Source organism: Pseudoalteromonas sp. NZS71 (genome assembly GCF_015864715.1).
Taxonomy (GTDB): Bacteria; Pseudomonadota; Gammaproteobacteria; order Enterobacterales; family Alteromonadaceae; genus Pseudoalteromonas; species Pseudoalteromonas arctica.
On the sequence record NZ_JADYWS010000040.1, the window covers coordinates 19,992 to 28,545 of the forward strand.

The following is an 8,554-nucleotide window of genomic DNA, read 5'->3' on the forward strand; positions in this document are numbered from 1 at the left end:
TTCTATTTTAAAGCATTATTACAAGTCTTGATGCGGACCAAACACTTCATAATGAATCTGCTCGTTTTTAACACCTAGCTCAAGTAACTGGTTTTTTATAAATGCCATAAAACCGGCAGGACCACATAAGTAAAAGTCGCCATTACTCAATGGTAGCTGTGCTTGTACTGCGTTTAGGTTCATTAACCCAGTAAAGTCAGCATCCTCTGTCACCTGGTTAAACCACGTCATTGTTTGTAAACGGTTATAAACTGCATTTAACTCATTTAAATATTTTGAAAACGAATGCTGCTGAGTATTTTCGCAGGCATGTAAATACATAATCTCTTGATTGGAGTTGTCACTTAATAGCGTTTCAAGCATAGCCAGCATTGGCGTTTGCCCAACACCTGCTGAAATGAGTACCGCTGGACTTGTATTATTGCGTAAAAAGAAGTCTCCTGCCGGCGGGTATAGCTCAACAATAGTGCCTTGCTCTAATGAGTGTAAATAATTAGACACCATGCCAGGCTTTGGCTGTAGCTCTTTTTTAACACTAATACGGTAGTTTTTAGCGTTACTTTTTTGTGAAATAGAATACTGGCGAATTTCTTCATATTCAGCGCCCTCTGGCTTAACTTTAATACCTAAATACTGCCCTGGTTTATGTGTAATAACAGCTTCGCCATCAACTGGCGTAAGTGTAAAGCTCGTTACTAGTTCTGATTCAGCCTGTTTGTTGGTTATTTCAAATTGGCGAGTTCCCGCCCAACCACCGTGTTTATTTTTACTGTGCTCATACAAAGCAGCCTCTTCGGTTATACAAATATCAGCAAGTACGCCGTAAGCTTCGCGCCAAGCGTATTCAACATCGGGAGTAAATTGCTCAGGAATAAGCTCTTTTAAAGTGCCAATTAAATGCGCACCTACAATAGGGTAATGCTCAGGTAAAATATTCAAGCTGGTATGCTTATGATTAATACGTGTTAGCGCTTCTTTTAATACGGCTAAATTATCAATATTTTGTGCATACGCAGCCAATGCATTAAAAAGTGCAAATTGCTGACGACCTGTATCTTGATTCGCCATATTAAAAATATTTTTAAGCTCAGGATTATGGCTAAATAAACGCTTATAAAAATGATCGGTAACAACCGTACCCGCCTGCGCTAATAACGGAACTGTGCTTTTTACAATCTCAATGGTTTTATCAGATAACATATGTGTTTCCTATGGATGAACTAACCACGACGCCCATCAACACGACGCCGCGTTAATATAGGTGTGCAGTGAATTAAAAATAATGAAAAAGCCACTAACCACAGCAAAGCACTTATTTGCCAAGCAAGGTGAGGCCCAATAATAAAAGGGAGTAATGAACGAGTAATAGCGGCCACAAGCAAAAACGCAAAAGCAACAGCCATGTAATGAGGAATAGCGAGTGTACGCCCTGTATGACCATGTGATACACGCGTCATCATTGCTAAAATCATCATACCTATTGTGCCAATAGTGATTAAGTGCAGCGCATCTTTAAATTGTATTGCACTGCTATAAAAGCTAAATGCAACCATCATTAACCCTACGCCTAACGCTAAGTAGGAAAAATGTAAAGACCATAACAACGGCACTCTCAATACCTTGCTATCCCACCAAAAACCAGCCCTGACCAGGTGAAGCGCAGCAACAGTTGCAACAACTAACGCAGGATTAATCGTGTTCAAAAACAACTTGTTGATGAAAAATAAAGTGATAGCCAAAATAGATAAATACATCACCGCTTTATCTATTTTAGGAGTGCGAACTTGTGCGGTTAAACCTAGACCTTTAGCGGTAAAAAATGGTAGAACGCGACCCGCAACAATGCCAACTAGTAAAGTAATTACCAGTACTGCGGTATCAACCACACCAAGTGCAAGCTGCATGTTTTGTTTTAAAACAAGTATTAAATACAATACATTGAGCCCACAAAGCACAGCTAAAATAGCTAAAAACGGATAGTTACTTTTGCTATTGGCTTTTAATAACATATTAGCCAGTACTGCTATGGCGCCTAGCCACCAAATAACTTGTAATGTAAGTGCAGCATATAAATTAAAATGAGCAATATCAGGCAATATCACAAAAAAGGCTAAGCGCGCTGCAAGCCATATAAACGTAAGCCACATAAGGGCTTTCCCACTTATGCTCGGTACGCCTGTCCATGTTTGTGCAGCGGTAAGTAAAAAGCCAACAGCTACAACTCCTGCAAAGCCAAACAGCATTTCGTGCGCGTGCCATAATGTCGCAGGTATCGATGAGTGCCAACTTGCATGGCCTGTTAAAATAAGTAGCCAATACCCCACCGACAAAAATGCCAATAAGCCACCGCCTAAAAAGAAAGGTCTAAAAGCGAGCATCCATAATGGCCATTGAGATACTTGATGAATAGCAACGCGTGCTGGCATTGGCTCAGTTAAGTTTATAGGGCGCATTATCGTACCTCCTGCCCTAAACCATGTTGTGCAACACAGCGCAGTACGTAACTTACTTTTAAAATAGCAGCAATAACAATAGTCCCAATATGAGCTGATACTTGCACCGCCATGGAAAAGTACTCAGCAAACGGGTAGCTAATTAAAATACTTGCCGTAATACACACTAAACTCACAGCTAATGCAGTATTGGCAGCAAATAATACTGTTTCGTATAGTGAACTAAACTGTGTTTGATTATTTAAATTATTCAGCATTAGTGTGTTCATGGCGATCTCTGTAACTAACTACGTTACTTAGCTATTACACATACTGTGCCAACAAATTTAATTAATTAAATTCAATAAGTTAAATTAAACCACTTTACAGTATGAGTCTTTATGACCTACTATAAATTAACTCATAAAAACTCGAATAGGTCATTTTGACATGAATCAGCAATTCAACCTTACACAAGTTGCTCTAGAGCTTGCTCAAAGTACACTACACGAGCATAGCTTTGATCAATTACTAGCAACGGTTGAGCGGGTGATTCCTAGTGATGCAAGTGCGTTATTAGTGCTTCAGGGCGAGCAATTAAAACCACTGGCAATTAAAGGGTTAATGTCCGACAGCCTTGGCAGACGATTTAAAATAGTAGAACACCCTCGCCTAGAAGCTATTTGCAAAAGCACACTCGCGCTACAATTTGCGCACGACTGCCCGCTACCCGATCCATACGACGGATTACTATTAGCTAAAACCGGCGACATACCGGTACATGCATGTTTAGGCTTACCTCTTTATGATAAAAACGCGCTACTTGGCGTACTTACGTTTGATAGCCTTAACGCCAATGCATTTAACAGCATAAGCGCTGATACACTCAATACCTTACAAACGCTGTGTAGTGCGCACTTTAAAACAGCTTTAGAGCTTGCCCATTACAAACAGCATGCACAGCACTCAAGTGCATTAGTGCAAGAACTAAATCGTGAAGCGTTAACACGGGACGGCGGTGAAATTATTGGTCAAAGTCCGCTAATGCAAACACTTAAAAACGAAATTAAACTCGTTGCAGCATCTAATTTTAGCGTGCTTATATTAGGTGAAACAGGGGTAGGGAAAGAACTTGTTGCGCGTAATATTCACTTAAATTCAGCTCGCAAAGATCAACCGCTTATTCACTTAAATTGTGCATCGCTTCCTGAAAATCTTGCTGAAAGTGAATTTTTTGGTCATGCGAAAGGGGCTTTTACAGGCGCACAAAATTCGCGCCAAGGTAAATTTCAATTAGCTGATGGCGGCACGTTATTTTTAGATGAAATTGGCGAACTGCCCCTTGCCATGCAAAGTAAATTATTACGAGTGCTACAAAGCGGCGAAATACAAACGGTAGGAGAAGACACACCAAAGTACGTAGATGTACGCGTCGTTGCCGCAACCAACAGAAATTTAAAAGAAGAAGTAGCTCAAGGTCGCTTTAGAGCCGATTTATACCATCGCCTCAGTGTCTACCCTATTACTGTGCCACCACTTAGTAAACGCGAGCACGACATAACACTCTTAGCTGGTTATTTTATTGAGCAAACAGCCCGTAAATTAGGGATAAAACAATTAAAACTAAGCCCTGAAGCGCAAGTACTGCTTAATCAGTACAACTGGCCAGGTAACGTTCGCGAGCTTGAACATGTTATTAGTCGCAGCGCCCTAAAAGCAAAACAAAGCCAATGGCAAAATCCAATAATAACCATTACAAGCGAGCACTGTGATTTAACCCCGAGTGCGCCGCAAAACTCTCTAGTAGCAAGTCAAAGTACAACCAACACCTTAATCAACCAACCTTTAAAGCAAGCTGTAGAATCGTTGCAATACAACGTAATTACCGAGCAATTAAAGAAGCATAACTACAACTGGTCAGCAGCAGCAAGAGTACTTGAATTAGATAGAGCTAACTTAGTACGCTTGGCTAAACGCCTAGGCATAGAAGTAAAAAAAACACTATAATCATTTAAAACACAGCTAAAATGCTGCTAAAACTATTGATTAGCAGCTAACTTACTAAAGTGTGTTTTTAACAACCCTGCAAAAGCTTGTACTTTAGCAGTGCGATGCACTAAGTGATGCGTGACTAACCACACATCGGTAGGCCAGCTTAACTCACTGTGTAATATAGGTACTAAATCAGAATATTGCGCCGCTACGTCATGCTGTAATCCGCCAATGCCAAGCCCTTTAATTATTGCACGAGTCGCTTCTGCGGTTTCAGACACTCGCAGCTTAATTTGCGATGCAGGAATATTTTCATCAGCCCATGCAAAATAAGGCACGCGGGCATTAAAACCCGCCACACCTGATACAAAATTATGTTGTTGTAAATCACTTAATAATCTAGGCATGCCGTATTTATTAATGTAACGTTTATTAGCGTATAAACCCGATGAAAGCTGCGCCAAATGCTGAGCAATATAATCGCCCTCATCAGGTCTTGGGCCTGCACGCACTGCAATATGTGCTTGTCCGTGATCGAGCCTTAATCTTTTTTGTTCTAAAATAACTTCTAACTGCACTTGTGGATGTAGCGCCTGAAATTGCTCACATACATCACCAAGTACATCCATAAAACCACTTACCGTCGTTAGTAATAAACTCCCTCTAAGGGTGCTATCGGCTGCTGCTATATCGTTATGTAACTGCTCTAAGGAGCTATGGATAGTTTGTGCTGTTGCAAATAACTTGGTGCCAATTTCAGTAACCTTGTAACCACGGGCATGGCGATGAAAAAGGCGTGCATTTAAGTTTTTTTCAAGATTATTAATTCGCCTAAGTACTGTGCTGTGGTGCACATTAAGCTCTTCTGCTGCCGCCGTTAACGTGCCTAATCGTGCTACTTCAAACGCTACTTTAACGTCTTGCCAATCTTCAAATTTTATCGCCATGCTGTTTACCTTATACTTATGTGCATTTACGCACATAAGTGTTGCGTTTATTGGGGTTTTCTACAAGTAAAATTTTGCTACATTAGCGTTGTAAGTTTAAACACTAAAAGGTCACTAGCATGTCAGCACCAAAAATTATCGCCCTAGCAGGAAGTCTTCGACAAGAAAGCTTTAATCAAAAAATTATTAATGAGGCAGCACGTTTTGCTCTACAAACAGGTGCTGAAGTAGAAGTAATAAAACTAAACGAATTAAACATCCCACTATTTAACGAAGATATTGAAGCGCAAGGTACACCAAGCGATGTACAGCTTTTAAAAGACAAGCTACGTGCAGCTGACGGTATTTTACTAGCAAGCCCAGAGTACAACGGCTCTATAACTGCAGCACTTAAAAATGCGATTGATTGGGCATCGCGCACAGAGCAAGGTGCTGTTCCTGCTTTTCGTAATAAAGTAGTGGCGCTGTTTTCAGCATCACCAGGTGGACTTGGTGGGTTACGCAGTTTAAATCATGTACGTGATATATTAAGTGGTATTGGATCGTTAGTGCTTGCCGATCAACTTGCAGTACCCGCTGTACACACATTGTTTGATGAAAATGGGCAAATTAATGAACCTGTTACTGCAGAGCGAGTATCGGCGCTTGCTCATCAGTTAGTAAGCGTTGCAAGTAAGTTAAGATAACTTGCACGCCTAAATAACTAATTACTTTGTCGCCGCGAGTTTTGCGGCGATAAAATCGGTATGCGTTACATATAAAAGCCCTGCTACTTTACGTATTACGTAGTCTTCTTGGGGATCTATTTCTCCATCGGCATACGCTAAGCGCCATAATAATTCTATTATTTCTATTCGCTGCGCCGCGCTGCAATGCTCATTAACCTGTTTTGAAAACTGAAAGTAATCTATCGAATCATCTAAGCTACTTTCCGCGTTATTAGTAAGCTCATTAACCTCAATATCTGTTAAATTAAAATACTTTTTTAAGGTTACAGTCAGGGTTCGTTGTTCATCATGTTCAAGCTTGGTATCTGCACGCATAACTTCAATTAATAATGCAGCAACAGCTGTTTTTAAATCGTGCTCTTGCATACTTGGCTGCTGTTCATCGAATACAGCAAAAAGTTGTTTTATTTGTTTGAACATCACACTTTCCCTTTTTGGGTGTTAGACTAATACGTAAAGAAATCGACCTTATTACTTTTATTAATGGGTATAAAGTTCGCAAATTAAAGGATATATTTTATGAAAGGAATAAACGCACCACGCTTATTTATAGGCGCTACACTGGTGGCCCTTTCAAGTGCAAATACTGCACTTGCTGAAAAAGCCGAAACAGAGAAGCTCTACGACTTTGACAACAAAGTGCATTACTACCAAACAAAAATTGGCGAAGACAACTATAAAATAGAAATCCAGTCAGACGATTACAAACACTTTACCAATCAAAGTGTATTTTTATTACGCCATGCTGACCGTCTATGCCGCGGCAATACCTTTATGTTGAAAATACTTGAAGGCGTGCAAGAGTACGAGCGCTTTCCAACAAAACCACGTGCTTACCAACCAGATTTAAGTGTTTTACTACAATGCGAAACTAAAGAAGATACAAACAAGGGTAAGTAACCTTAGTCTTTATAACCCCAAGGTGCTGATGGTGGAGTAATCGGTTTAGTTAAATCAAAATCCACCTTAAACTCACGTCCTTGGCGAATTAATCGATAAGTAAATACTTCTGAGTAAATATACATTTGCCATGTATTACCTACAGACTGTGCAATGCCTTGTTTTACGAATAACTCTTTAGAGTATTGGTCTGCTGGAAACGACTGCATTTGCGAAAACCCTGCATCAAGCGTATGGCCACCATACATAGTTGATGCGTCGTCTGTTCCATCTTTATGACGATGATCGTGCTTTAAACTCAAGCCACTACCCGTTTTCGTTATGATCCACGTACGTGATGCATCGTCTCCTACATGAAACGGTACTTGTAACTCAGCCTCGCTACATTTACGTACATGCATAACCAGCTTTTTATCTGTAAATGAGCTTGGCCCTTTCGCGTTATCTACCGCTACTTCACCTTCAAAAGCTTTACCGCAATGCGCTGCAATACTATTAAAAAAGGCATCATGAGTAGGAATAGACACTAACGGTGCAGGGCTTGCAAAAGCTGTCGATGAAGCAACTATTAAAGTTGCTGCAGTTAATAATTTCATATGTTTCTCGTTATAGTTATTTTAAAACACCTGTAATAGTACAGTTTTCTTAAGTACTTTATTAGAAGTATCTATATAAAATTTAGAACAAGACAACTAGGTAAAACTTCTAAATAGCGATTAACGACTAAATATCTCAGCCTTCATTAACAATCCTACTTTTATAAATATTAATTACACCTCAACTAGCCACTGGCCAATTACTTAATCACCATGGGTGATGACTGCTTAATAGGCCCGAACGTTCAGCTTTTAGCTGTGTCACATGCTACTAATCCAGCAAAAAAGCTTAATAAGGAAAACTTTGCAGCGCCTATCGCGTTAGGCAATAACATATGGGTTGGCGCAGGTGTAATTATTTTAGCGGGTGTAAGCATTGGTGAAAATAGTATTGTGGGTGCGGGTGCTGTGGTTACTAAAAATGTAATGCCTAATACTGTAGTAGCAGGTAACCCAGCTCGTGAAATAAGAACACTGTAGCTATTCTCGATGTGATTTTAGCGTCGGGAGTCGCTACGCTCGCATCAGCGAGCACTTTAACTCGTTAAATTAAGTGAATTATTCACTAAGAGACGCTCCGCTATAGAGGAATACCTGAATCACTTTTTCTACAAGCATAAAAAAGCTCGAATCGTTAGATCCGGGCTTTCTACAATGTGAAGCTTGTGTAATGTCATAGTGCCCACAGCGGTAGAAAGTCACGTAGCAAATGCTACTTTATTGGCCGACTGAGATATTGAGGGGTTTTGTTGTGATTTTAACGTCGGGAGTCGCTACGCTCGCCCTACGTGCTAGGTGTTGATGTGGGTGTGTATTAATTGCGCGCATTTCACTTTTCTTCAGACGTAAAAAAGCCCGAATCGTTAGATCCGGGCTTTCTACAATTTGAAGCCTGGTAATGTCCTACTTTCACATAGCAAATGCTACACTATCATCGGCGCTGTTTCGTTTCACTACTG

9 protein-coding genes and 1 pseudogene are annotated in these 8,554 nt (G+C 40.3%); 4 read left to right on the forward strand and 6 right to left on the reverse strand.

Annotation, left to right across the window (positions count from 1 at the left end; all coding sequences use genetic code 11):
• Positions 1-18: 18 nt before the first annotated feature.
• From hmpA to I6E85_RS19295, 3 genes are read right to left on the reverse strand one after another with little or no spacing between them, the layout of a single operon-like run.
• A complete protein-coding gene (gene hmpA / locus I6E85_RS19285) occupies positions 19-1,200 on the reverse strand; it encodes an NO-inducible flavohemoprotein (protein ID WP_024591697.1) in 1,182 nt (393 codons plus the stop codon).
• A gap of 20 nt (positions 1,201-1,220) precedes the next feature.
• Positions 1,221-2,453 (reverse strand): NnrS family protein, encoded by a 1,233-nt coding sequence (locus tag I6E85_RS19290; protein WP_010555391.1) that lies wholly within the window; start codon positions 2,451-2,453, stop codon positions 1,221-1,223.
• Positions 2,453-2,722, reverse strand: coding sequence for a hypothetical protein (locus I6E85_RS19295; RefSeq protein ID WP_007584928.1), 270 nt, complete (start codon positions 2,720-2,722; stop codon positions 2,453-2,455). Before I6E85_RS19295 ends, I6E85_RS19290 begins: the two co-directional genes overlap by 1 nt.
• A gap of 160 nt (positions 2,723-2,882) precedes the next feature.
• Here I6E85_RS19295 and norR point away from each other — a divergent pair, with 160 nt between their 5' ends.
• Entirely contained in the window at positions 2,883-4,439 is a 1,557-nt protein-coding gene (gene norR / locus I6E85_RS19300; protein ID WP_008138686.1) for a nitric oxide reductase transcriptional regulator NorR, read from the forward strand.
• 32 nt (positions 4,440-4,471) lie between these two features.
• On the opposite strand, the gene I6E85_RS19305 is transcribed toward norR, so the two are convergent.
• A complete protein-coding gene (locus I6E85_RS19305; protein WP_024591698.1) occupies positions 4,472-5,371 on the reverse strand; it encodes a LysR family transcriptional regulator in 900 nt (299 codons plus the stop codon).
• Between the two features lie 119 nt (positions 5,372-5,490).
• Between I6E85_RS19305 and I6E85_RS19310 the strand changes: the two genes are divergently transcribed.
• The gene (locus I6E85_RS19310; RefSeq protein ID WP_197237261.1) at positions 5,491-6,057 is read left to right on the forward strand and encodes an NADPH-dependent FMN reductase; all 567 of its coding nucleotides are present in this window, start codon (positions 5,491-5,493) and stop codon (positions 6,055-6,057) included.
• A gap of 21 nt (positions 6,058-6,078) precedes the next feature.
• On the opposite strand, the gene I6E85_RS19315 is transcribed toward I6E85_RS19310, so the two are convergent.
• The gene (locus tag I6E85_RS19315; protein WP_024591700.1) at positions 6,079-6,519 is read right to left on the reverse strand and encodes a TerB family tellurite resistance protein; all 441 of its coding nucleotides are present in this window, start codon (positions 6,517-6,519) and stop codon (positions 6,079-6,081) included.
• 99 nt (positions 6,520-6,618) lie between these two features.
• Here I6E85_RS19315 and I6E85_RS19320 point away from each other — a divergent pair, with 99 nt between their 5' ends.
• A complete protein-coding gene (locus I6E85_RS19320) occupies positions 6,619-6,999 on the forward strand; it encodes a hypothetical protein (RefSeq protein WP_024591701.1) in 381 nt (126 codons plus the stop codon).
• 2 nt (positions 7,000-7,001) lie between these two features.
• On the opposite strand, the gene I6E85_RS19325 is transcribed toward I6E85_RS19320, so the two are convergent.
• On the reverse strand, positions 7,002-7,595 hold the full coding sequence (locus I6E85_RS19325) for a hypothetical protein (RefSeq protein WP_024591702.1): 594 nt from the start codon (positions 7,593-7,595) through the stop codon (positions 7,002-7,004).
• A gap of 145 nt (positions 7,596-7,740) precedes the next feature.
• On the opposite strand from I6E85_RS19325, the pseudogene I6E85_RS19330 reads away from it, so the two are divergent.
• Positions 7,741-8,075, forward strand: a pseudogene (locus tag I6E85_RS19330) (DapH/DapD/GlmU-related protein); the annotation flags it as partial.
• Between the last annotated feature and the right edge of the window lie 479 nt (positions 8,076-8,554).